At 71.1% G+C, this 21,510-nt stretch carries 22 protein-coding genes; 6 read left to right on the forward strand and 16 right to left on the reverse strand.

Annotated features, from left to right (window positions below; genetic code table 11):
• Positions 1 to 2 precede the first annotated feature (2 nt).
• From kdpA to ACFVFQ_RS12700, 5 genes are all read right to left on the reverse strand, one after another.
• Complete coding sequence (gene kdpA, locus ACFVFQ_RS12680) at positions 3 to 1,679, reverse strand: potassium-transporting ATPase subunit KdpA (RefSeq protein ID WP_383413658.1); 1,677 nt, start codon at positions 1,677 to 1,679, stop codon at positions 3 to 5.
• Between the two features lie 31 nt (positions 1,680 to 1,710).
• Positions 1,711 to 1,800, reverse strand: a complete 90-nt coding sequence (gene kdpF / locus ACFVFQ_RS12685; RefSeq protein WP_016575741.1) for a K(+)-transporting ATPase subunit F — start codon at positions 1,798 to 1,800, stop codon at positions 1,711 to 1,713.
• Positions 1,801 to 2,148: 348 nt separating this feature from the next.
• Entirely contained in the window at positions 2,149 to 2,952 is an 804-nt protein-coding gene (locus ACFVFQ_RS12690) for a DUF3710 domain-containing protein (RefSeq protein ID WP_383413346.1), read from the reverse strand.
• Positions 2,912 to 3,433, reverse strand: a complete 522-nt coding sequence (gene dut, locus ACFVFQ_RS12695) for a dUTP diphosphatase (RefSeq protein WP_383413349.1) — start codon at positions 3,431 to 3,433, stop codon at positions 2,912 to 2,914. Before dut ends, ACFVFQ_RS12690 begins: the two co-directional genes overlap by 41 nt.
• Entirely contained in the window at positions 3,430 to 4,023 is a 594-nt protein-coding gene (locus tag ACFVFQ_RS12700; protein ID WP_383413352.1) for a PaaI family thioesterase, read from the reverse strand. The genes dut and ACFVFQ_RS12700 overlap by 4 nt, the downstream gene beginning before the upstream one ends.
• Positions 4,024 to 4,081: 58 nt before the next feature.
• On the opposite strand from ACFVFQ_RS12700, the gene ACFVFQ_RS12705 reads away from it, so the two are divergent.
• Positions 4,082 to 4,525 (forward strand): DUF3093 domain-containing protein, encoded by a 444-nt coding sequence (locus ACFVFQ_RS12705; protein WP_383413355.1) that lies wholly within the window; start codon positions 4,082 to 4,084, stop codon positions 4,523 to 4,525.
• Here the strand turns inward: ACFVFQ_RS12705 and ACFVFQ_RS12710 are convergent.
• The 4 genes from ACFVFQ_RS12710 to ACFVFQ_RS12725 all read right to left on the reverse strand — a co-directional run bounded on the left by ACFVFQ_RS12710 (position 4,465) and on the right by ACFVFQ_RS12725 (position 8,150).
• Positions 4,465 to 5,247 (reverse strand): hypothetical protein, encoded by a 783-nt coding sequence (locus ACFVFQ_RS12710; protein WP_383413358.1) that lies wholly within the window; start codon positions 5,245 to 5,247, stop codon positions 4,465 to 4,467. The genes ACFVFQ_RS12705 and ACFVFQ_RS12710 overlap by 61 nt on opposite strands.
• Before the next feature lie 98 nt (positions 5,248 to 5,345).
• The gene (locus ACFVFQ_RS12715; RefSeq protein WP_016575747.1) at positions 5,346 to 5,648 is read right to left on the reverse strand and encodes a DUF4193 domain-containing protein; all 303 of its coding nucleotides are present in this window, start codon (positions 5,646 to 5,648) and stop codon (positions 5,346 to 5,348) included.
• A 574-nt stretch (positions 5,649 to 6,222) separates the two neighbouring features.
• A complete protein-coding gene (locus ACFVFQ_RS12720) occupies positions 6,223 to 7,491 on the reverse strand; it encodes a sensor histidine kinase (protein ID WP_383413361.1) in 1,269 nt (422 codons plus the stop codon).
• Positions 7,492 to 7,496: 5 nt separating this feature from the next.
• Positions 7,497 to 8,150 carry a response regulator transcription factor gene (locus ACFVFQ_RS12725; protein WP_016576171.1) on the reverse strand — a complete coding sequence of 218 codons (654 nt, stop codon included), beginning with the start codon at positions 8,148 to 8,150 and terminating at the stop codon, positions 7,497 to 7,499.
• A gap of 315 nt (positions 8,151 to 8,465) precedes the next feature.
• Here ACFVFQ_RS12725 and ACFVFQ_RS12730 point away from each other — a divergent pair, with 315 nt between their 5' ends.
• Entirely contained in the window at positions 8,466 to 8,636 is a 171-nt protein-coding gene (locus tag ACFVFQ_RS12730) for a hypothetical protein (protein WP_383413365.1), read from the forward strand.
• Positions 8,637 to 8,711: 75 nt separating this feature from the next.
• Here ACFVFQ_RS12730 and ACFVFQ_RS12735 read toward each other — a convergent pair whose 3' ends face one another.
• Together ACFVFQ_RS12735 and ACFVFQ_RS12740 are read right to left on the reverse strand one after the other, a co-directional pair.
• Entirely contained in the window at positions 8,712 to 9,542 is an 831-nt protein-coding gene (locus ACFVFQ_RS12735) for an inositol monophosphatase family protein (RefSeq protein ID WP_383413368.1), read from the reverse strand.
• Positions 9,543 to 9,595: 53 nt separating this feature from the next.
• Positions 9,596 to 10,750 (reverse strand): ferrochelatase, encoded by a 1,155-nt coding sequence (locus ACFVFQ_RS12740; protein ID WP_383413371.1) that lies wholly within the window; start codon positions 10,748 to 10,750, stop codon positions 9,596 to 9,598.
• A gap of 162 nt (positions 10,751 to 10,912) precedes the next feature.
• Between ACFVFQ_RS12740 and ACFVFQ_RS12745 the strand changes: the two genes are divergently transcribed.
• Together ACFVFQ_RS12745 and ACFVFQ_RS12750 are read left to right on the forward strand one after the other, a co-directional pair.
• A complete protein-coding gene (locus ACFVFQ_RS12745; protein WP_383413374.1) occupies positions 10,913 to 12,199 on the forward strand; it encodes an MFS transporter in 1,287 nt (428 codons plus the stop codon).
• Between the two features lie 594 nt (positions 12,200 to 12,793).
• Complete coding sequence (locus ACFVFQ_RS12750; RefSeq protein WP_383413377.1) at positions 12,794 to 14,134, forward strand: D-arabinono-1,4-lactone oxidase; 1,341 nt, start codon at positions 12,794 to 12,796, stop codon at positions 14,132 to 14,134.
• A gap of 120 nt (positions 14,135 to 14,254) precedes the next feature.
• On the opposite strand, the gene ACFVFQ_RS12755 is transcribed toward ACFVFQ_RS12750, so the two are convergent.
• Positions 14,255 to 15,412: a hypothetical protein gene (locus tag ACFVFQ_RS12755; protein ID WP_383413380.1), complete on the reverse strand. Its 1,158-nt coding sequence runs from the start codon at positions 15,410 to 15,412 to the stop codon at positions 14,255 to 14,257.
• A 496-nt stretch (positions 15,413 to 15,908) separates the two neighbouring features.
• On the opposite strand from ACFVFQ_RS12755, the gene sepH reads away from it, so the two are divergent.
• Positions 15,909 to 16,964 (forward strand): septation protein SepH, encoded by a 1,056-nt coding sequence (gene sepH / locus ACFVFQ_RS12760; RefSeq protein WP_383413383.1) that lies wholly within the window; start codon positions 15,909 to 15,911, stop codon positions 16,962 to 16,964.
• Between the two features lie 110 nt (positions 16,965 to 17,074).
• On the opposite strand, the gene ACFVFQ_RS12765 is transcribed toward sepH, so the two are convergent.
• Complete coding sequence (locus ACFVFQ_RS12765) at positions 17,075 to 17,914, reverse strand: sulfurtransferase (protein WP_383413386.1); 840 nt, start codon at positions 17,912 to 17,914, stop codon at positions 17,075 to 17,077.
• A 250-nt stretch (positions 17,915 to 18,164) separates the two neighbouring features.
• Here ACFVFQ_RS12765 and ACFVFQ_RS12770 point away from each other — a divergent pair, with 250 nt between their 5' ends.
• Positions 18,165 to 18,938, forward strand: a complete 774-nt coding sequence (locus ACFVFQ_RS12770) for a VOC family protein (RefSeq protein ID WP_383413389.1) — start codon at positions 18,165 to 18,167, stop codon at positions 18,936 to 18,938.
• A 32-nt stretch (positions 18,939 to 18,970) separates the two neighbouring features.
• On the opposite strand, the gene ACFVFQ_RS12775 is transcribed toward ACFVFQ_RS12770, so the two are convergent.
• From ACFVFQ_RS12775 to ACFVFQ_RS12785, 3 genes are all read right to left on the reverse strand, one after another.
• Positions 18,971 to 19,648: a thymidine kinase gene (locus ACFVFQ_RS12775; protein ID WP_383413391.1), complete on the reverse strand. Its 678-nt coding sequence runs from the start codon at positions 19,646 to 19,648 to the stop codon at positions 18,971 to 18,973.
• A gap of 71 nt (positions 19,649 to 19,719) precedes the next feature.
• Positions 19,720 to 20,910, reverse strand: a complete 1,191-nt coding sequence (locus ACFVFQ_RS12780) for an alkaline phosphatase family protein (protein ID WP_383413394.1) — start codon at positions 20,908 to 20,910, stop codon at positions 19,720 to 19,722.
• Complete coding sequence (locus tag ACFVFQ_RS12785; RefSeq protein WP_383413397.1) at positions 20,910 to 21,500, reverse strand: DUF5998 family protein; 591 nt, start codon at positions 21,498 to 21,500, stop codon at positions 20,910 to 20,912. The genes ACFVFQ_RS12780 and ACFVFQ_RS12785 overlap by 1 nt, the downstream gene beginning before the upstream one ends.
• Positions 21,501 to 21,510 lie beyond the last annotated feature (10 nt).

Consider the following 21,510-nt stretch of genomic DNA (forward strand, 5'->3'; position numbering starts at 1 on the left):
GGTCATGACAGGCCCTCCGCCAGCGGCCCGAGGGCGAGCGCCGGGAAGTACGTCAGACCGGTGATGATCAGGATCGTGCCGACGAGCAGCCCGGCGAAGAGCGGCTTCTCGGTACGGAGGGTGCCCGCGGTCTCGGGGACCGGCTGCTGCTCGGCGAGCGAACCGGCGAGGGCGAGCACGAACACCATCGGGAGGAAGCGGCCGAGCAGCATGGCCAGGCCGATCGTGGTGTTGAACCAGGGAGTGTTGGCGTTCAGTCCGGCGAAGGCGGAGCCGTTGTTGTTGGCGCCGGAGGTGTAGGCGTAGAGGACTTCGGAGAAGCCGTGGGGCCCTGCGCCCAGTGCCTTGGTGTTGAGCATCGAGCCGAGAGCATCGGGAAGCACCATGGACGCGGCGGTGAAGCCGAGGACCAGGGTGGGCGTGATGAGGATGTAGCACGCGGCGAGCTTGATCTCGCGGGTGCCGATCTTCTTGCCGAGGTACTCGGGCGTGCGTCCGACCATGAGGCCGGCGATGAAGACGGCGATGACGGCCATGACGAGCATGCCGTAGAGGCCGGATCCCACGCCGCCGGGGGCGATTTCGCCGAGCATCATGCCGAGCAGTTGGATGCCGCCGCCGAAGGCGGTGAAGGAGTCGTGGAAGGCGTCGACGGCTCCGGTCGAGGTGAGGGTGGTGGCGACGGAGAAGATGGCGGAGGAGCCGACTCCGAAGCGGTTCTCCTTGCCCTCCATCGCGGCACCGGCGACCTGCAACGCGGGCCCGCCGTGGGCGAATTCGCTCCACATCATCAGCGCGGTGAAGCCAAGCCAGATGATGCCCATGGTGGCGAGGATGGCGTAGCCCTGCTTCACGTTCCCGACCAGCTTGCCGAAGGTGCGGGTGAGCGCGAAGGGGATGACGAGGATCAGGAAGATCTCGAAGAGGTTGGTGAAGGCGTTGGGGTTCTCGAACGGGTGGGTGGAGTTGGCGTTGAAGTAGCCGCCGCCGTTGGTACCGAGTTCCTTGATGACTTCCTGGGAGGCGACCGCGCCACCGTTGGTCTGCTGGGCGCCGCCCATGAACTGGCCGACCTCGTGGATGCCGGCGAAGTTCTGGATGGCGCCGCAGGCGACGAGGATGACCGCGCCGATGATGGCGATGGGGATCAGGACCCGGACCGTGCCGCGCACCAAGTCGGCCCAGAAGTTGCCCAGTTCACCGGTGCGGGAGCGGGCGAAACCGCGGACCAGGGCGATGGCGACGGCCATGCCGGTGGCGGCGGAGACGAAGTTCTGGACGGCGAGCCCGAGGGTCTGGACGACGTGGCCCATGGCCTGTTCACCGCTGTACGACTGCCAGTTGGTGTTGGCGACGAACGAAGCGGCGGTGTTGAACGCCTGGTCGGGGCTGATGGAGGCGAATCCGAGGGAGAGCGGCAGCCCACCCTGGATCCGCTGGATCAGGTACAGGAAGAGCACCCCGGCCAGGGAGAAGGCGAGGACGCCACGGAGGTACGCGGGCCAGCGCATCTGCGTGTCCGCGTTGGCGCCTATGCAGCGGTAGATGACCTTCTCCACGCGCAGATGACGCGGGGAACTGTAGGCGGCGGCCATGTAGTCGCCGAGGGGGCGGTACACCAGGGCGAGCGCTGCGACGAGCGCCGTCAACTGGAGCACGCCGGCGAGAGCGGGGCTCATGTGGCCCGCTGCGGTTGCAGCTGTCGACACCTCAGAACCTCTCCGGGAAAACGAGGGCGAGGACCAGGTACCCGAGGAGGGCGACGGCCACGATGAGGCCGACGATGTTCTCGATGGTCACAGCTTCGTCACCCCCTTGGCGACGAGAGCCACCACTGCGAAGACAGCGAGGGTGGCGACGACGAAGGCCACGTCGGCCATCGTGTGCTCCTAGATGGGCAGACGGAATTGGACCCCTAGAGCAAACCGCCGTTCTTCCACTACTTGAGCCCTGTTGACGCCTCCCTTACGGCCATTAGCGTTCCGTTGACGGTTTTCTTACGCAGCCCGATCTGACCTGCACAAACAACAAGGGGCCGTACGCCCTTACGGGAATACGGCCCCTCTCAACCGTCATGTTTGAGCCGTTGCCGGGGTGTTGGCGCAGCGTAGCCGCGGTGTCGTCGTACCCGGCCGCGCCGACGGCGGGTCAGCGGATCTCGGTGATCTCCGGCCCGCGCTCCAGGCGCTCCACGCCGCCGCCGAAGCGCGACCCCTCGGCCTGCTCCTGCTGGACCCCGTCCGGCACCATCTGGGCGTCGTCGGGCAGCTTGAGGACGATCGGGTCGCGGGGCGCCATCGGGCCCTCGCCGCGCACGACGACGGTGTCCCGGAAGATGTGCTCCAGCACCCCGGCGGCCTCCGGCTGCACCGCGCCCTGCCCGGAGATCACACCACGCAGGAACCAGCGCGGGCCGTCCACGCCGACGAAGCGCACGACCTGAACTCCGTTGGTCCCGTCTGGCAGTTGCACCGGCACCTGGGCGCGCAGCTCCCAGCCGAGCGGACCCTCGACCTCGTCGATGACGCCGCCCTGCTGCGTGATGCCGGTGGCGATCTCTTCGCGGACCTCGCCCCAGATGCCCTCGCTCCGGGGAGCGGCGAACGCCTGCAACTGCACGGCGCTGTCCTGGAGAACGATCGTCGCGGCCACGATCGCGTCGCCGGCGACCTCGACCCGCAGCTCCATGCCCTCGACGCCGGGGACGTACAGGCCACCGAGGTCCACCCGGCCCTCGCCGGGGTCCTTGACCTCCGACACGTCCCAGGGGCCGTCGGGGCGCGGCGCGGGCGGAAGGTTGAGCCGCGCTTGCGTCACGTCGTCGTTCTCGCCGTCCGTCGTCTCTTCGGCGAGCGCCGTGTCCTCGGCGGGCTCTACAGGAGCCTCGTTCTTCTTGCGACGTCCGAACACGTCACTGTCCTTCCCGGTCGCCAACGACCGATGCGTATTCATTCCCGCCCGTGGAGCCGTCCACCGCCGCATGACCGCCGGTGGAACCGAATCCCCCCTCGGCCCGCGCCGAGCCGGGAAGTTCCGCCACCTCGTGGAAGCGCACCTTCTCGACCTGCTGGACGACCAACTGGGCGATCCGGTCGTACTTCTCGAACCGCACGCTCTCCCGCGGATCCAGATTGACCACGATCACCTTGATCTCTCCACGGTACCCGGCATCGACCGTCCCGGGGGCATTCACCAGCGCCAACCCGCAGCGGGCCGCCAGCCCGGACCGCGGGTGCACGAACGCCGCGTAGCCGTCGGGCAGCGCGATCGACACCCCGGTGGGGAGGACGGCGCGCTCCCCCGGTGCCAGTTCGGCGGCCTCGGTGGTCACCAGGTCGACGCCCGCGTCGCCCGGGTGCGCATAGCTCGGAACGGGAACGTCGGGGTCCAGCCTGCGCAGCAGCACATCAACCGGATTCCGTCGCTGATTCACGGGTTCACCTCGAAGGCACGCGCTCGCTTGACCTGGTCCGGGTCGGCCATCGCCGCCTGGATCTCCTCGGTCCTTCCGTTGTCGATGAAGTGGTCGACCTTGACCTCGATGAAGACGGCCCGGGCGCGCACCGCGACCGGCCCGTCCGGGCCGCCTATCCGACCCACCGCCGTCGAATAGATCTTCCGGCCGTGCACCGCGGTGACCTCCGCCTCAAGGTGCAGCACGGTGCCCAACGGGACGGGCGCCAGGAAGTCGGTCTCCAGCCGTCCGGTCACCGCGATCACCCGCAGCAGCCAGTTCAGCGAGCCGAGCGTCTCGTCCAACGCGGTGGCCAGCACGCCGCCGTGCGCGAGGCCGGGGGCGCCCTGGTGGGCCTCCTTGACGGTGAACTCGGCGGTGACGCGCACGCCGTCGCCGGCCCGGGCCTCCAGGTGCAGCCCGTGCGACTGGCCCGCGCCACAGCCGAAGCACCGGTCGTAGTGCGCTCCGAGCAGTTCACCGGGGGCCGGTGCGTCCGGGTGCCGGACCGGGGCCCTGGCGTCCTCGGGTGGCGTCAGCCGCGTCCTGGGTTGGTCAGTTCCACTCACGAGTGCAGACCCTACCCGCGCGCGTAAGGGGCGCGTGCCGCCGTGCCAAGCTGGACCCATGCAGTCGTACGAAGAACGTCTCACCGCGCCCCGCTCCTGGTGGGTGATCGCCGCGCTCATCGGCGTCGCCTGTGCCCTGATGCTGCTCCCGTTGGGGACGCTGCCGATGCTCGGCGGGCTCATCGGCGGCGGGGCGCTGTCCGCGGTCGCGGTCAGCTCGTACGGCTCGGTGCGAATCCGGGTGGTCGGCGGTGCGTTGGTCGCCGGGGACGCCAAGATCCTGGTGTCGGCGCTGGGTGCGGCGCACGCGCTGGACCCCGCCGAGGCGATGGCGTGGCGGACGCACAAGGCGGATGCGCGGGCGTTCATGGTGCTGCGGAGCTATGTACCGACGGCGGTGCGGGTGGAGATCGTCGACCCCGAGGACCCGACGCCGTACGCCTATGTGTCGACGCGGGAGCCGGAGCGACTGGTCGCGGCGCTCTCGGCGGCGCGCGACTGATCGGCCGGGGCGTCCGGGAGGGCGTCCCAGGAGATCTGGTGGCGACGCAGATCCGCGCGGATCTTCTCGGCGAGCTTCCGGGTGTCGCGGCGGTTGAGGAACGCACCGACCGCGGCGCCGATCAGGAACGGCGTGAGGTTGGGCAGATTGCGCAGGGTGCGCTTCATGATCTGCTGGCGCAGCTCGCGCCGCATCGGCCCGCCGAGCGCGACGTTGAGCGAGGCCGGCTTGGCGATGTCGATGCCGCGTTCCTGCGTCCAGGACGTCAGGTAGGCGGCGGTGCGCTGGGCGAGGCTCCCCGTGGGCCGCAGGCCGTATACCTCGTGAAGCTCGGCGATCAGTTTGATCTCGACCGAGGCAACACCCGCGACCTCGGCGGCGAGTTCGGCGGGCATGGCGGGTGGGGCGGGCAGCATCGCGGCCGCGCCGACGCCCGCGCCGACGGTGGCGGTGCCCGCACAGGCACCCGCCACCAACTTGTCGGCGAGCTCCTCGGGGGTCAGTCCGGGGAACTGCGCGCGCAAGGTGGTGAGATCGCGGACCGGGATCCTGGGGGCGGTGGCGATGATCCGGTCGGCGATCACGCCGAGCGCGGACCGTACGCCGTCGCGGCCCCACCTGGCGCCGCGGACCGCCGCGCCCGCGAACGAGGCCGGCCGGCCCCGCCGCTTCGGCTCGCCGGTCGTCCGCTCCTCGGGGAGGGCGGTCGGGTCGGCGGGCACGGGCGCGGTTTCCTCGCGTGATCGTGCGCCGGCCGCCGGACCGTTGCCGCCCTTGCGGCCCTTACGGAACGGGTTTACGCCTGACACGGCGTAACCGGTCAGGCCGCGCAGTCGCGGCAGATCGGGTTGCCGTTCTTGTCCTCGGCAGCCAGCTGGCTGCGGTGGTGGACCAGGAAGCAGCTCATGCAGGTGAACTCGTCCTGCTGCTTGGGCAGCACGCGGACCGCGAGTTCTTCGTTGGACAGGTCGGCGCCGGGCAGTTCCAGGCCCTCGGCCTGCTCGAACTCGTCGACGTCGACGGCCGAGGCGGACTTGTCGTTCCGCCGCGACTTCAGTTCCTCGATGCTGTCCTCGTTGAGGTCGTCATCGGTCTTGCGTGGAGTGTCGTAATCCGTAGCCATTGTCGCTCTCCCCCTCTGGGTGTCTGCGGTGTCTCAGCGCTCGTAACGCGTGAGAGGCCGGACTTGTGCCCGACCTGAGGCGGAGATTTTGCCTCACATCAAGGTCTGTTACTCAATCGACACCCAACCGCACCCCTGAAGAGGTGATCGGTTTGGATGGCGATCAGGACCGTACACGGTCCGAATGTCGCACCTCGCGCAGCCCATCACGTGTACTTCCCGTGATCAGGGCCCCTGGAAACCCGGATTTTCCCGGCTTTCCACCAGGCATTTTGATCACGGAACGTAGATGGCCGGAAAGGGGCCTCTGTGAGGGATCACACACGTTCCGAACGGCGGGCGGACCCGCCGAATTCCGCGCAAAGCGAACTCCGGCGAAGGATCCCCGGAGACCCCCCTCCCCGTCAAACCAGAAGATCAGACGGGACGAGCGGATCCCGAGGCCGGCCAACGTACAGCCGACACATGATCGATACACGGCCGTCGGACGGACGTTCGTATGCGGCAGTGGCCCCCGGGGCCCGCGCGGCCCACGCGCGCCGTCAGCGGCCACACAGGGGCCCTGTCGTCGGTGTCAGAGGGGCAGCACGACGCGCATGTCGAGTCCGCCGCCTTCGCGGGGTTCGGCGGTGATGGTGCCGTCGTGGGCGCGGGCCACGGAGCGGACGATGGACAGGCCCAGGCCGACGCCCTTGTCGCTGCCGGTCCGTTCGGTGCGCAGGCGCCGGAACGGTTCGAAGAGGTTCTCCACCTCGTACGCAGGCACCACCGGCCCCGTGTTGGAGACCACCAGCACCGCACATCCCGGCTGCGCCTCGGTCCGTACCTCGACCCAGCCCCCCTCGGCCACGTTGTACCGCACCGCGTTCTGCACCAGGTTCAGCGCGATCCGCTCCAGGAGCACCCCGTTGCCCTGCACGAACACCTGCTGCCGCACACCGCGTAGCTCCACCCCCTTGGACTGTGCCTCCTGCCGCGTCTGTTCCAACGCCTGCGAGGCCACCTCCGCCAGATCCACCGGCCGCTTGTCCACGATCTTGTTCTCACTGCGCGCCAGCAGCAGCAACCCCTCCACCAACTGCTCACTGCGCTCGTTGGTCGCCAACAGCGTCTTCCCCAACTGCTGCACCTCCGGCGACGCCCCCGGATCGGCTAGCTGCACCTCCAACAACGTCCGGTTGATCGCCAACGGCGTCCGCAACTCATGCGAGGCATTGGACACAAACCGACGCTGCGACTCAAACGCCCGGTCCAACCGGTCCAACATCTCGTCGAAGGTGTCCGCCAACTCCTTCAACTCGTCATCCGGACCCCCCAACTCGATCCGCCGATGCAAATCCGACCCCGCCACCCGCTGCGCGGTCCGCGTGATCCGCCCCAACGGCGACAACACCCGCCCCGCCATCGCATAACCAAAAGCGAACGCCACGATGGTCAGCCCCAAAAGCGCCAGCAGCGAGCGGTTGAGGAGGTTGTTGAGGGCTACCGCCCGCTGGTGCATCAGGCAGTTGTTGACCGCCTCCTGGAGCAGTGCCCCGGAGGTCTCGGTCGGCAGGTCGCAGATGTCGCTGGTGGACTGGAACTTCCCGCCGAGGATCTTCAACGGGAGCGCGCTGCCGTCGTGCAGCGCGGCGGCGGCGAGCATGTAGATGATCGTGAGCAGCACGATGCCCGCCATCAGGAACATGCCGCCGTAGAGCAGCGTGAGCCGTATCCGGATGGTGGGGCGCAGCCACGGGAAGGGCCGGACGTTGACCGGTTTCGGGTCCCAGGCCGGCTTGGGCGGCACCGGGGGAGGCGGCGGTGCCGCCTTGGAGCTGGAGAAGGAGGGCAGGGAAGGCATCGCCGTCAGATCCGGTATCCCGAGCCGGGGACGGTGACGATCACCGCGGGCTCACCGAGCTTGCGGCGCAGCGTCATGACCGTGACCCGGACGACGTTGGTGAACGGGTCGGTGTTCTCGTCCCAGGCCTTCTCCAGGAGCTGCTCGGCCGAGACGACCGTGCCCTCGCTGCGCATCAGGACCTCCAGGACCGCGAACTCCTTGGGCGCGAGCTGGACCTCCCGGCCGTCGCGGAAGACCTCGCGGCGGTTGGGGTCCAACTTGATGCCGGCGCGCTCCAGTACGGGCGGCAGAGCGACCGTGGTGCGGCGGCCGAGGGCGCGCACCCGGGCGGTCAGCTCGGTGAAGGCGAACGGCTTGGGGAGGTAGTCGTCCGCGCCGATCTCCAGCCCCTCGACGCGGTCGCTGACGTCACCGGAGGCGGTGAGCATCAGGACGCGGGTCGGCATGCCCAGCTCGACCAGCTTGCGGCAGACGTCGTCGCCGTGGACGAGCGGGAGGTCGCGGTCGAGGACGACGACGTCGTAGTCGTTGACCGCGATCCGCTCCAGCGCCGCGGCGCCGTCGTAGACCACGTCGACGGCCATGGCCTCCCGGCGCAGTCCGGTAGCCACAGCATCGGCGAGCAGCTGCTCGTCCTCGACGACGAGAACACGCACGGCCCAGTCCTTCCTCACGGCCCTCGATGAGCAGGGCACAACAACATACGGAGCCCTTCCATCCTGCCCCGAAGAGTCATAAACCGGGGGTAAGCGGGGGCGCGGAGGCACGGGCGGTGCACCAGCGCCCCGGATTTCCCGGGCCGGTTGAGGTTTCCCTGAGGGTGCCCATGGGGAGGACGACTGCACACCCGCGATCACGCCCTGTACCGGCGCCTTGCCACGCTCCGTTCTCCCCATTGCAGGGACCACGCCGTGATCGACTCGCCCGTCGGCACACCCCCGTGCCACCGACCCACGACGAGGGGGCGCACCATGGACGCGTTCACCGCAGGCATTTTGCAGCGCATACGGAACACCGAAGCCGATCTGGTCCAGGCCCGCGAGGCGGGTGACGAGCTCCTCGCCGAGGTCGAGTTGGCGGAGCTTGAGGACCTTCAGCGACTGGCCGACGAGCACGGCGTGCGCTACCACGCCACCGCCTGATCCCGGCCGCACAGAACGGCGGCTGCGCCCCGGTACCGATCAGTGGTGCCGGGGCGCAGCCATGTCCGGACCCGGTCAGTCGTGCCAGGCGCCGAGCTCCTCCAGCAGCGGCTGGAGCTCGGCGAAGACGCCCGGGGAGGCGGCGACGGTCAGCTCGTGGGACGCGGCCTCGCCGGGGCGGCCGCCGGTGAGCGCGCCGGCCTCGGAGGCGATCAGGACGCCGGCGGCCAGGTCCCAGGGGTTCAGCCCGCGCTCGTAGTAGCCATCGAGCCGGCCGCAGGCCACGTCGCACAGGTCGATGGCGGCCGAACCTCCGCGGCGGATGTCGCGGACCTGCGGGATCAGCGCGCGAGCCACCTCGGCCTGGGCGGCGCGGCGCTCGGTGAGGTAGCCGAAGCCGGTGCCGACCAGGGCCTGGGAGAGCGGCGGGGCGGGCCGGTGGCTGACCGGTTCGCCGTTGCAGTACGCGCCGCCGCCGCGGACGGCCTGGTATGTCTCGCCCCGCATCGGGGCGGCGACCACGCCGACGACGGTCTCGCCGTCCTTCTCCGCCGCGATGGATACGGCCCAAGAGGGCAGCCCATAGAGGTAGTTGACGGTGCCGTCCACCGGGTCGATGACCCAGCGCACGCCGCTGGTGCCGGCACTGCCGGCGCCCTCCTCCCCCAGGAAGCCGTCGTGCGGGCGGTGCTCCCCGATGAAGTCGGTGATCAGCTTCTCGGAGGCGAGGTCCATCTCGGTGACCACGTCGATGGGGCTGGTCTTGGTGGCGGCCACCCCCAGGTCGGCCGGGCGGCCGTCGCGCAACAGGGTCGAGGCGCGGTGGGCGGCCTCCAGGGCCAGTTCGAGGAGTTCGTCGTTCCGGGGATCGGCGTGCGGTCGGTCGAGGTGCTGCGGGTCGGGCACGGTGCTCCTTGCTCGGACGAGCGGTGGTCGGGCCTCGGGCGGGTGGCGTTTGGTTAGGCGGGGGTCTGGGCGGTGGGGCCGGCCCAGTCGGCGCCGGCGGCGGCCGGGCGGGGCGTACGGGCGGGGCAGCAGCCGACGGGGCAGAGGTCGTGCGAGGGGCCGAGCGCGCCCAGGGCGCAGCGCTGGGGGGCGGCGCCCCGTTCGGTGGCGGCGCGCTCCACGAGGAGGTCGCGGACGGCGGCGGCGAACCGGGGGTCGGCGCCGACGGTGGCCGAGCGGGCGACGGGCAGGCCCAGTTCGGCGGCCTTGGCGGTGGCCTCGGTGTCGAGGTCGTACTTGACCTCCATGTGGTCCGAGACGAAGCCGATGGGGGCCATGACGACCGCGGGGACGCCGGCGCCGCGCAGCTCCTCCAGGTGGTCGCAGATGTCGGGTTCCAGCCAGGGGATGTGCGGGGCGCCGCTGCGCGACTGGTAGACGAGCTGCCAGGGGTGGTCGACGCCGGTCTCCTCCCGTACGGCGTCGGCGATGACCCGGGCGACGTCGAGGTGCTGGGCGACGTAGGCACCGCCCGCGCCGTCCTCGGTGTGGTCGTCGGGGGTGCCGGAGGTGTCGGCCGCGGCGGTGGGGATGGAGTGCGTGGTGAAGGCGATGTGGGCGCCCGCGCGGGCCTCCTCAGGGAGCTCGGCGAGGGAGGCCAGCACACCGTCGACCATGGGGCGGACGAAGCCGGGGTGGTTGAAGTAGTGGCGCAGCTTGTCCACCTGGGGCACCGGCAGGCCCTCGGCCTGGAGGGTGGCGAGCGCGTCGGCGAGGTTCTCGCGGTACTGGCGACAGCCCGAGTACGAGGCGTAGGCGCTGGTGGCCAGGACGGCGATGCGGCGGTGGCCGTCGGTGACCATGGTGCGCAGGGTGTCGATCAGGTAGGGCGCCCAGTTCCGGTTGCCCCAGTAGACGGGCAGGTCGAGGCCGTTTCCGGCGAAGTCCTTGCGGAGCGCGTCGAGGAGCTCGCGGTTCTGGGCGTTGATGGGGCTGACGCCGCCGAACAGGAAGTAGTGCTGGCCCACCTCCTTGAGGCGCTCGCGCGGGATGCCGCGGCCGCGGGTGACGTTCTCCAGGAACGGCACGACGTCGTCGGGGCCTTCGGGACCGCCGAAGGACAGCAGCAGCAGGGCGTCATAGGGGCGGGGATCGCACTGTTCGGGCATGCCTCCGATCCTCCCACTCCCGGTCTGCGCACGCGGGGCCAGGCCCGGCTACCGGAGGCGGGAACGGGGCGGAAATCGGGAGGCGCCGGGCGCCCCGCCGCCCGTAAGCTGTATCGGCCACAGTCATTCCTTACCGACCTCTTCACCCGTCGGAGCACCCCGTTGCCCAGTCCTTACCGCGCCCTCTTCGGCCGCCCCGGTACCAAGTCGTTCTCCGCCGCGGGACTCCTGGGGCGGATGCCGCTGTCGATGATGGGCATCGGCATCGTCACGATGGTGTCCCAACTGACCGGCCGCTACGGCCTGGCCGGGGCGCTGTCCGCCACGCTCGCGCTGTCGGCGGCGGTCATCGGGCCGCAGATCTCCCGGTTGGTGGACCGGCACGGGCAGCGGCGGGTGCTGCGGCCGGCCACGCTGGTGGCCCTGACGGCGGTCGCCGGGCTGCTGCTGAGCGCCCAACAGGGCTGGCCTGACTGGACGCTCTTCGGCTTCGCGGCCTGCGCCGGCTGTGTGCCGAGCGTGGGCTCGATGGTGCGGGCGCGCTGGGCGGAGCTCTACCGGGGCTCGCCGCGTGAACTACACACCGCGTACTCGTGGGAGTCGATCGTCGACGAGATGTGCTTCATCCTCGGCCCGATCCTCTCGATCGGACTGTCGACGGCGTGGTTCCCGGAGGCCGGGCCGCTGCTGGCCGGGGCGTTCCTGGCGGCGGGGGTGTTCTGGCTGACCGCGCAGCGGTCGACGGAGCCGGTGCCGCACGCCCGCGAACAGCACGCCAAGGGGTCGGCACTGCGGTCGCCGGGACTCCGGGTGCTGGTGGGGACGTTCGTGGCGACCGGCGCGATCTTCGGGGCGATCGACGTGGTGACCGTGGCCTTCGCCCAGGAGGCGGGCCACAAGGCCGCGGCCAGCCTGGTGTTGGCGGTGTACGCGCTGGGGTCCTGTCTGGCCGGCGCGGTGTTCGGACTGCTGCACCTGGCTGGCCCGCCCTCCCGGCGGTGGCTGGTCGGGGTGGCCGCGATGGCGGTGAGCATGGTGCCGCTCCAGTTGGCGGCGTCGCTCTCCGGTTCCCTGGTGGTGCTCGCGATCGTGCTGTTCCTCGCCGGGCTCTCGATCGCGCCGACGATGGTGACCACCATGGCGCTGGTCGAGGAGCACGTACCGCGGACGCAGCTGACCGAGGGCATGACGTGGACGAGTACCGGCCTGGCGGTCGGCGTAGCACTCGGCTCGTCGGCCGCTGGCTGGGTCGTGGACGCGGCGGGCGCCGCCCGGGGCTACCTGGTGCCGCTCTCCGCGGGCGTCCTGGCCACCCTGATCGCCCTCGCCGGCTACCGATGGCTCCGCCCCCGCGGCGCACTGACCCCCTCCTCCCCCGTGGCCACCGGCATCCCCGCCCCGGCCGACCACCCGTCCGCGGAACGCCAGGACGAGACCCGAGCCGGCTGACCGGAGCGCAGGCACGCCACAGACGCACCAACGGACGGGACGACGCCAACCACTGCCCCAACTGCCGCCCCCGTCCGGCCCGTTACCGCACCCGGCCAGCGACCACTGACGCGCGGAGCCCCCTCCAAAGGGGCGCTCCCGTATGCGTCACCGAGACAACTGCCGCTCCTGGCTGCGTCATTGAGGCGGCCGGCTCTCCCGTATGCGTCATCGGGAGGCGCCGACCTTCCCGTATGCGTCACCGCGGCAACCCGCTCTCCCGTATGCGTCATCGACACAGCGCACCCGCCTCCGCGCGCACCGCGCTGGTGCGACGCCTCCCCGCACCCACCCACGAGGGTGACTTCACGGGCGCCGAGGTGACTCCGGATGCGACGCACGTCAGGACCTTCTCCCCCGGCAAAGCGAACTGGCCACCCCCGCCTCCCAGTTACCGGCGGTACGACATGCCCAAGAGGCGGGCGATTGCACCCGATTTCTGGGGTGTGTGATTCCCGTCACCCCACCTGGAACCGGCGTCGGCGGCTGACATCATGCGCTGAACCAACGGCGGTCGTACGCGACCGGCCCGCGCGGAGGGGAGGGGACGTCACCATGGCAGTCACCGACATCATCGGCGGCTCGGGAGGACGCGGCCCGGGAGGGCCCTGGCGCAACTGGGCGGGCAATGTGACCGCCCGCCCCGCCCGGATCGCAACGCCCGCGAGCACCGAGGAACTTGCGGCGGCCGTCCGGTCGGCCACCGCGGACGGCCTGACGGTCAAGGCGGCCGGCACCGGACACTCGTTCACCCCGGCCGCCGCCACCGACGGGCTGCTGATCCGCCCAGAGCGACTCACCGGGATCCGCCGCATCGACCGTGCGGCCGGTACCGTCACGGTGGCCGCCGGCACCCCGCTCAAGGACCTCAACCGGGCGCTGTCCGCGCACGGACTGTCGCTGACCAACATGGGCGACGTCATGGAGCAGACCGTCTCGGGCGCCACCAGCACCGGGACCCACGGCACCGGCCGGGACTCCGCGTCGATCGCCGCGCAGATCACCGCGCTGGAACTGGTCACCGCCGACGGATCGGTGCTGCGCTGTTCCGCAGCGGAGAACCCCGAGGTGTTCGCCGGGGCGCGGCTGGGGTTGGGCGCGCTGGGCGTGGTCAGCGAGTTGACGTTCGCGGTGGAGCCGGAATTCCTGCTGACCGCCCGCGAGGAGCCGATGACGTTCGCCGAGGTGACCGACCGCTTCGACGAACTCGTCGCAGAGAACGAGCACTTCGAGTTCTACTGGTTCCCCCACACCGGTAACTGCAACACCAAGCGCAACAACCGTAGCCAGGGTCCGGCGGCGCCCCCGGGGCGGGTGAGCGGCTGGATCGAGGACGAGTTGCTGTCCAACGGGGTGTTCCAGGTGGCGTGCGCGGTGGGCCGAGCGGTACCGGCCGCCATACCGGGCATCGCGAAGCTCTCCAGCCGGGCGCTGTCCGCCCGTACGTACATCGACGTCCCCTACAAGGTGTTCACCTCGCCGCGGCGGGTGCGGTTCGTGGAGATGGAATACGCGCTCCCCAGGGAGGCCGCGATCGGGGCGCTGGGTGAGCTGAAGGCACTGGTGGAGCGGTCGGGCTTCAGGATCAGCTTCCCGGTGGAGGTGCGGATCGCGCCCGCCGACGACCTGTTGCTGTCCACCGCCTCGGGGCGGGACACCGTCTACCTCGCGGTGCACATGTACCGCGGGACGCCGTACCAGGCGTACTTCGGGGCCACGGAGCGGATCATGACCGCACACGAGGGCCGGCCGCACTGGGGGAAGTTGCACACCCGCGATGCGGCATACCTGGCCGGCGTCTATCCGCGGTTCGGCGAGTTCACGGCGCTGCGCGATCGGCTGGACCCGGAGCGCCGGTTCGCCAACCGCTACCTGCGGCAGGTGCTGGGTGAGTGAGCGGCGACCGGCCCGTCAGACGTGCCGTGGCCCGGTGTCCCGTAGGGGGCACCGGGCCACGGTCCTGGGTGGTCCGCCGATGCGGCGGCCCGCCCGTTGGGGGCGATCCTTCGTCAGGGTTCAGGGGGTGTTGGGGTCGGGGGTCTGCCCACCGGAGGGCTTGCCGCTCTGCTGGTGCCCCGGGGTGGCACCACCGCCGGTCGAGCCGGAGCCACCGCCGTCCTTGCCGCCGTCGGTACCGGCCGACTGGCTCGGCGACGGGTCGGGCGAGGAGGACGTGCCGGGGCTCGGGGAGCCGGAGGCGCCGTCGCTCGGCGTCGGCGTCGGGGTCTGCCCGCTGTGGCCGGTGCCGCTGTTGGCACCGTCGGAGCCCGTGCCGCCGGAGCGGTTGGGGTCCGGCGACGGCGAACCGCCATGGCGGCCGGTACCGCTCCCGGTGGAGTGCCCTGGATCAGGGGCCTGCGGAGTGCTGTGCCGCTGCGGGGCGATTTTGCCGGTGGTGATGTTGCCGAGGGTGGTGCCGGGGTTGCCGCTCGCCGTCTGGCCGGTGAGGAGCTCGGTGGCGGTGACGGCGCCCATGGCGAGTACGAAGACGGCGAGCGCACCGAGCGCGGGCCGCTTCCAGCCGCGCAACCGAGTCCCGTAGGTGGCGGTCGCCTCTTCGGTGTCGTGCGGCACGGTGCCGGACTCCGGGCCCCTGGGCTCACCGGCCTGCGGGAGCACGGTGGTCGCGTCGGCGTCCCGGGCTGCCGCCCGGCCCAGCGCCATGGTCCGCTCGGCCGGCTGCGCCATCAGCTGAGTCGCGTCCAGGTCACGCCCGGGCGGCTGCTGCTGAGCGCGGGGGATCAGCTGTGTGCGGGCCGTAGCGGGCCCCGGTTCGCGGGCCGCGACGGAGGTGACGGGGTCCTGGGCGCCTTGCTTGTCGAAGGTGGGCAGCACCTTCGTGGCATCGGCATGCCCAGGGGTGCTCGTGGTGGTCTGGGATCGGGTGGTGGGTCGGGATCGGGTGATGGAGTCGCGGTGCGGCTTCGGTCGGGTGGTGACCGCCGCTTCTTTGATCTGTTCACCAGTGCGCCGGAACAGGTGCTGGAATATCGAGCCGCCGGTCGTGGCGACGATGCTGACGACACCCGCGCCGATGATGGTTCCGTACAAACTGAACTGACCCGCGAGGAACGCGGCGACGGCGGCAGCGAGCGCGCTGCCGGCGACCTGGGCGAGGCTCAGGTCGATCCGCTTCTCCTTCGGTTTCGTGTCCGCTTCGGTTTTTTCGTCCATCTCCTACCTTTGATCGCCCCTTCGATCCATCTTGCATGGAGAAGTGACCAAATGGCGGAGTCAATAGTTCCGAATCTGAGGAATCTGTGAACGACGCCACCCGCAGTGCAGGTAGAGAGGTCGACAAGGTGACTTGCCCTGACTCCCTGCCCAGAACTTCCACGGCGCGGCGGTCCACTTCAGTGGCCCAAATGGAGTACTGTGGCGAGCCCTGGCCCCGGTTCCCGTCCGGCTGCCCGGACCCGCGGGAGGGGCACTGAAGGTGACACCCTCCCTGGGGTGCCGTTGCTCGGCACGGGTGGCCGGTGACAGGGCAAGCGGCATGGTCACTGAGCGTTGCGAACTGGTAACCGTGTCATGACGGCGTTTCTGGGCCAAGCCCCGACACGCCGGGCAACTCGGCAATGTTGTGGCAGGCTGCACCCGGGCAGGCCACACTCGACTAGCGGAAGCAGCGACGCACGTGACGTCGGCAGGCACCACCCGGGAGGTCCCCATGCCCGAACTGCGTGTCGTGGCCGTCTCCAACGACGGCACACGGCTGGTGCTCAAGGCTGCGGACAGCACCGAGTACACGCTTCCGATCGACGAACGGCTGCGCGCCGCCGTCCGCAACGACAGAGCGCGGCTGGGCCAGATCGAGATCGAGGTCGAGAGCCATCTGCGCCCGCGGGACATCCAGGCGCGGATACGAGCCGGTGCCTCCGCTGAGGAGGTCGCTCAACTCGCCGGCATCCCCGTCGACCGGGTGCGCCGCTTCGAGGGGCCGGTGCTCGCCGAGCGGGCGTTCATGGCCGAGCGGGCCCGCAAGACCCCTGTGCGTCGGCCGGGCGAGAACACCGGGCCCCAGCTTGGCGAGGCGGTTGCCGAGCGGCTGCTGCTGCGCGGCGCCGACAAGGACAGCGCCCAGTGGGACTCCTGGCGTCGGGACGACGGCACCTGGGAGGTGCTGCTCGTCTACCGGGTTGCCGGGGAGCCGCAGTCGGCCACCTGGACCTACGACCCGCCCCGCCGCCTGGTGCAGGCCGTGGACGACGAGGCCCGGGCGCTGATCGGCGAGAGCGACGACACCCCCGAGCCCAGCTTCCCGTTCGTGCCCCGGATCGCGCGGCTGCCGCGCGACCGGCCGTTGGACCGTGCCCTGGACCGTCAGGCGCCGGAGCGCGCCGAGCAGTCCGGTGAGGATCGGGAACGGGAGAGCCGGAGCGAGGCGGCCACCGGCGAGCGGGAGCGGGATTCACTGACCAGCCTGCTGGAGGCGGTGCCCAGCTTCCGGGGCGACATGGTCGTCCCTGATACCGCCAAGACGTCGCAGCCGGAGGACGAGGAGCAGGCCGAGGTCGAGGAGCCGCCGGCGCCCGCGGCGAGCGCGGGTGCGGGTTCCGCGTATGCCGATGTGTTGATGCCGCGGGCGGTGGGAGGCCACCGCGACCGGCTGACGGGGACGACGGACCGACAGGCCGAGGCCGACGGAGTACGGCCCGGGCGGCGGGCCGCGGTGCCCAGTTGGGACGAGATCGTCTTCGGCACGCGGAGGAAGAAGCCGGAATAGCCCGGAACGGTCGGGTTCCGGCCCTGTTGTGCGTGGCGTCCGCCCGCTCCCTGGATTCGGGGAGCGGGCGGACGCCGTTCTGTGGGCGCGCTATGGGCCCCAGCAGTCGCTCAGCCGGGCTGTGGGCCGGTGGCGATGGGCCGGGAGGGGTCGGCACACCATTCGCTCCAGGAGCCGACGTACAGCGCCGCGGGAACGCCGGCGACGGCGAGGGCGAGGATCTGGTGGGCCGCGGACACGCCGGAGCCGCAGTAGACGCCGACCTCGGTCTCGTTGGTGGCACCCAGCGCCGTGAATCGCGCGGCGAGTTCGGCAGCGGGGCGGAAGACTGTGCTGCCGTCGGCGACGTTCTCGGTCGTGGGGGCGGACACCGCGCCGGGGATGTGGCCGGCCACCGGGTCGATGGGTTCGGTCTCGCCCCGGTAGCGCTCCCCCGCCCGCGCGTCCAGGAGGACACCTCGACGGGCGAGGGCGGCCGCTTCGTCGGCGGTCAGCAGCGGCATCGCGCCTGGCGTGGGGGTGAAGTCACCCTGCCGCGGAGTCACTTTGTCGACACTCATGGTGCCGCCGGACGCCCGCCACGCGGCTACTCCGCCGTCGAGGACCCGCACGTTCGGGTGGCCCGCCCAGCGCAGCAGCCACCACGCGCGGGCGGCCGCCCACCCCTGACCGCCGTCGTACGTGACCACCGGGCGGGCAGCGCTGACGCCGGCGGCCCTCATCGCGGCGGTGAAGGCGGCGAGTTCGGGGAGCGGGTGCCGGCCCGCCGCACCGGGCGGCCCGGCCAGTTCGCCTTCGAGGTCGACGTAGACCGCGCCGGGCAGGTGACCGGCCTCGTACTCGGGGCGACCGGGCGGGCCGCCGAGCTGGTAGCGCACGTCCAGGAGGAGCGGAGCATCGGGGCCCGTCAACTCGCTCGCGAGTTCGGTAGCGGTGATGATGGCATTCATGGCACTCATCCTTGCGTAGCAGTGACTACGTACAGAAGGCGGGTGCCCACCCTCCGTATGACGGAGTTGAGCGGCGCCGCAACGCCGCTCAAACGGAAGTGGAACGTCAAAACGGGCATTCTCCCTCGTGAACGCGCCATGGACGGCGCGGCCGGGGCGCACACCCGATGACAGGGTGCGAGCATCTGCTCGGGACCCCCGCCCGTATCGCACATGGCCAGCACCACGATGCTCCGAGGAGAGAGTGACGATGACGACCGAGGCAGCAGCCCGGCGGATGCCCGGCGCGCCCTGCTGGGTGAGCCTCCTGGCGCACAGCCTGCCCGCGACGCAGGAGTTCTACGGCGCGCTCTTCGGCTGGGAGTTCCGCCCGGGGCCGCAGCACTTCGGTCCGTATGCCCGCGCCTTCCTCGACGGGCTAGAGGTGGCCGGAGTCGGTGAACTGGCGGCCGACCGGCACCTCCCGGTCGCCTGGACCACCTATCTGGCCAGTGACGACGCGGACGTGACCGCCGAGCAGATCCGCGCCTGCGGCGGCACCGTCGGGGTCGGCCCGTTGGATGCCGACGACGCCGGCCGGATGGCGATCGCCTCCGACCCGCAGGGCGCCATCTTCGGTGTCTGGCAGGGGCGGACGATGCTGGGCACCGCGGTCAGCGGCGAACCGGGCACCCCCGTGTGGAACGAGTTGGTCACCCAGGAGACCGACTCCGTCGCCCCGTTCTACGAGCACGTCTTCGGCTTCGAACGGGAGGCCGTGGTCTCCGCCGACTTCGACTACCTGACGCTGCACATCAAGGGGAAGCCGGTCGCCGGCATCCACGGTGTCGGCAATGCGCTGCCGCGCGACCGGGGGCCGCACTGGATGACGTACTTCGCCGTCCCGGACACCGACGCCGCCGCCCGTAGGGTCGTCGAACTGGGCGGCCATGTGCTGCGGCCCGCACGGGAGTCGGCGCACGGCCGGCTGGCGACCGTCGCCGACAGCGAGGGCGCGGCCTTCACCATCATCCAGCGGCGCTGAGGCGGACCGCCCGCCCGGCGACCACAGCCCGTCTACCGCGCGCTGTCGACCGGCAGGACGTCCGGGGAGAGTGCGACCGCGCGGGCGGTCGCCGCGGTCTGCCGCCGGCTGTGGTGACGGCGACAGAGCACCTCGTAGCCGACCTCCGCCGGCCGCTTCGCGCCCTCGCCGGGGGCCTCGCCCACGACGTCGCCGACGACGACCTGCGCGCCCTCGACGACCATCCGACCGTCGACGGTGCGCGCGTTGTGGGTGGCCCGGGCGCCGCACCAGCAGAGCGCCTCCACCTTCAGCGCCTCGATGCGGTCGGCGAGTTCGACCAGGCGCTGGGAGCCGGGGAAGAGCTTGCTGCGGAAGTCGGTGGTGATGCCGAACGCGAAGACATCCAGCTCCAGGTCGTCGACGACCCGGGCGAGTTGGTCGACCTGCTCGGGGCCGAGGAACTGCGCCTCGTCGGCTATGACGTAGTCGACCCGGCCGCCGGCGCTGAGGTGGTCCACGACATGGGCGTAGAAGTCGAGGTCGTCCACGGCCTCGACGGCCTCGGTGACCAGGCCCAGGCGCGAGGAGAGTTTGCCGCGACCGGCCCGGTCGTTGCGGCTGTAGATCATGCCCTGTAGGCCGCGGGCCGATCGGTTGTGCTCGATCTGCAGCGCCAGTGTCGACTTTCCGCAGTTCATCGTTCCGGAGAAGAACACCAGCTCGGGCATGGGGAAGGGCGGGCCTTTCGGGCTCGTACGGATGGGACGTGCGGTGGGTTGACGGTGCGGACGCGCAGGGGTCAGGTGCGGACTTCGAGGAGTGGCACCAGCTGCTCCACCGGGGTCATGGAGCCGTGCAGGCCGACCATCTGCGACTCGTTGGGCTCCCGTTCGCTGGCGACGATCGCCACGTCGGCGTGGGCGGCGGCCACCACGTCACCGATCCGGGCGCGCACCCGGTCGTCGACGTGCGGGCCGAACCAGCCCGCGGCGATGGCCTCCTCGCGGCCGGCGACCCACATCTGGTCGCCGACCACTTCGCGCCAGACGGCGAAAACGTCGGCGGCGGCGCCCGGGTGGGCGTAGACGTGTCGGGCACGCGCCTCGCCGCCCAACAGGCGCACGCCGGCGCGCAGTTCCCAGTCCTCGTCGAAGTCGATCCGGGAGTCGGGGTCGAAGGGGATGTCGATCATGCCGTGGTCGGCGGTGACGTACAGGGCGCTGCGCGGCGGGAGTTGCTCGGCCAGGCGCTGGGCGAGCCGGTCCACGTAGAGCAGTTGGCCGCGCCAGGCGTCGGAGTCGACGCCGTAGCGGTGGCCCTTGCCGTCGACCTCGGAGTAGTAGGTGTAGACCAGCGAGCGGTCACCGGCGGCCAGTTGATCGGCGGCGAGGTCCATCCGTTCCTCGCCGGAGAGGCGGCCGTGGAAGGTACCGCCGCTGAGCGCGATCCGGGTGAGCGGGGTCTGGGCGAAGTCGGGCGCGGAGACCTGGCAGGTGTGGATGCCGGCGGCCTCGGCGCGTTGGAAGACCGTGGGGTAGGGCTGCCAGGCGTGCGGGTCGGTCCACGGGCGCCAGCGCAGCTGGTTCATCAGCGCGCCGGTGGCCGGGTCCTGGCAGGTGTATCCGGGCAGGCCGTGCGCACCCGGTGGCAGGCCGGTGCCGACCGAGGCCAGGGAGGTGGCGGTGGTGGCGGGGAAGCCGGCGGTGAGTGGGCGGCCGGTGCCGTTGAACGAGCTGTCCAGGAGGGAGGTCAGGAACGGCGCCTCGTCCGGGTGCGCACGCAGCAGTTCCCAACCGAGGCCGTCGATCAGGAAGACGCAGGCGCGGTCGGCGGGCGCCAGCTCCATGGTGCTGCTGACGCCGGGCAGGCCCTGGCCGGCGACGATGGCGGGCAGCAGGTCGGCGAGCGAGCCGGTGCCGTACTGGGGCACCGGGGCGGTGAGCGGGTCGAGCGGTTCGGGCTCCGGCCAGGCGGGGGCGGTGTGCACCATCAGCGGGCGCTGGTGGCCGCGGTGGCCTCGGAGAGCGCCTGGGCGAAGGCGAGGGTCTCGCGCACCGACTCCGGGCCGTCGCCGGCCTCGCTGACCCGGAGGGAGAGGTCGTCCGCGGTGGAGGAACCGGTGTAGCCGTGGTCCGCTTCGCAGTTGGGGTCGCCGCAGCTGGCGGGCTCCAGGTCGAGGCGCGCGACGGCGCCCCAGCCGATGGTGAGGACGACCTCGCGGGGGAGCTGGCCGGGGGTGTAGGACTCGGGGTTGGCGACGACGCGGCTGAGCACGACGGACGAGATCCGGCCGAGCTTGACGGACTCGGTGGAGGTGGTGGCGTACGGGGACGGGGAGGTGGCGTCGGCGGCCTGCTCGTCGGTGTGGCTGACGATGAAGCGGGTGCCGGTCAGGACCAGGACCGTGACGTGGCGGCGGACCTCGTTGGCGTCGAAGGTCGTCTCCTGGTGAACGAGGTACGACACCACCGGCTCACCACCGACCGCGGCTTGCACCGCCTCGGCCACGAGCGTCGGGTAATAGCCACTGCGCTCGATCGCCGCGCGCAGCCCCTGGGTCGTCGTACCGGTCTTAGCCATGGAGTCCATC

The organism is Streptomyces sp. NPDC057743 (assembly GCF_042798755.1).
Taxonomy (GTDB): domain Bacteria; phylum Actinomycetota; class Actinomycetes; order Streptomycetales; family Streptomycetaceae; genus Streptomyces.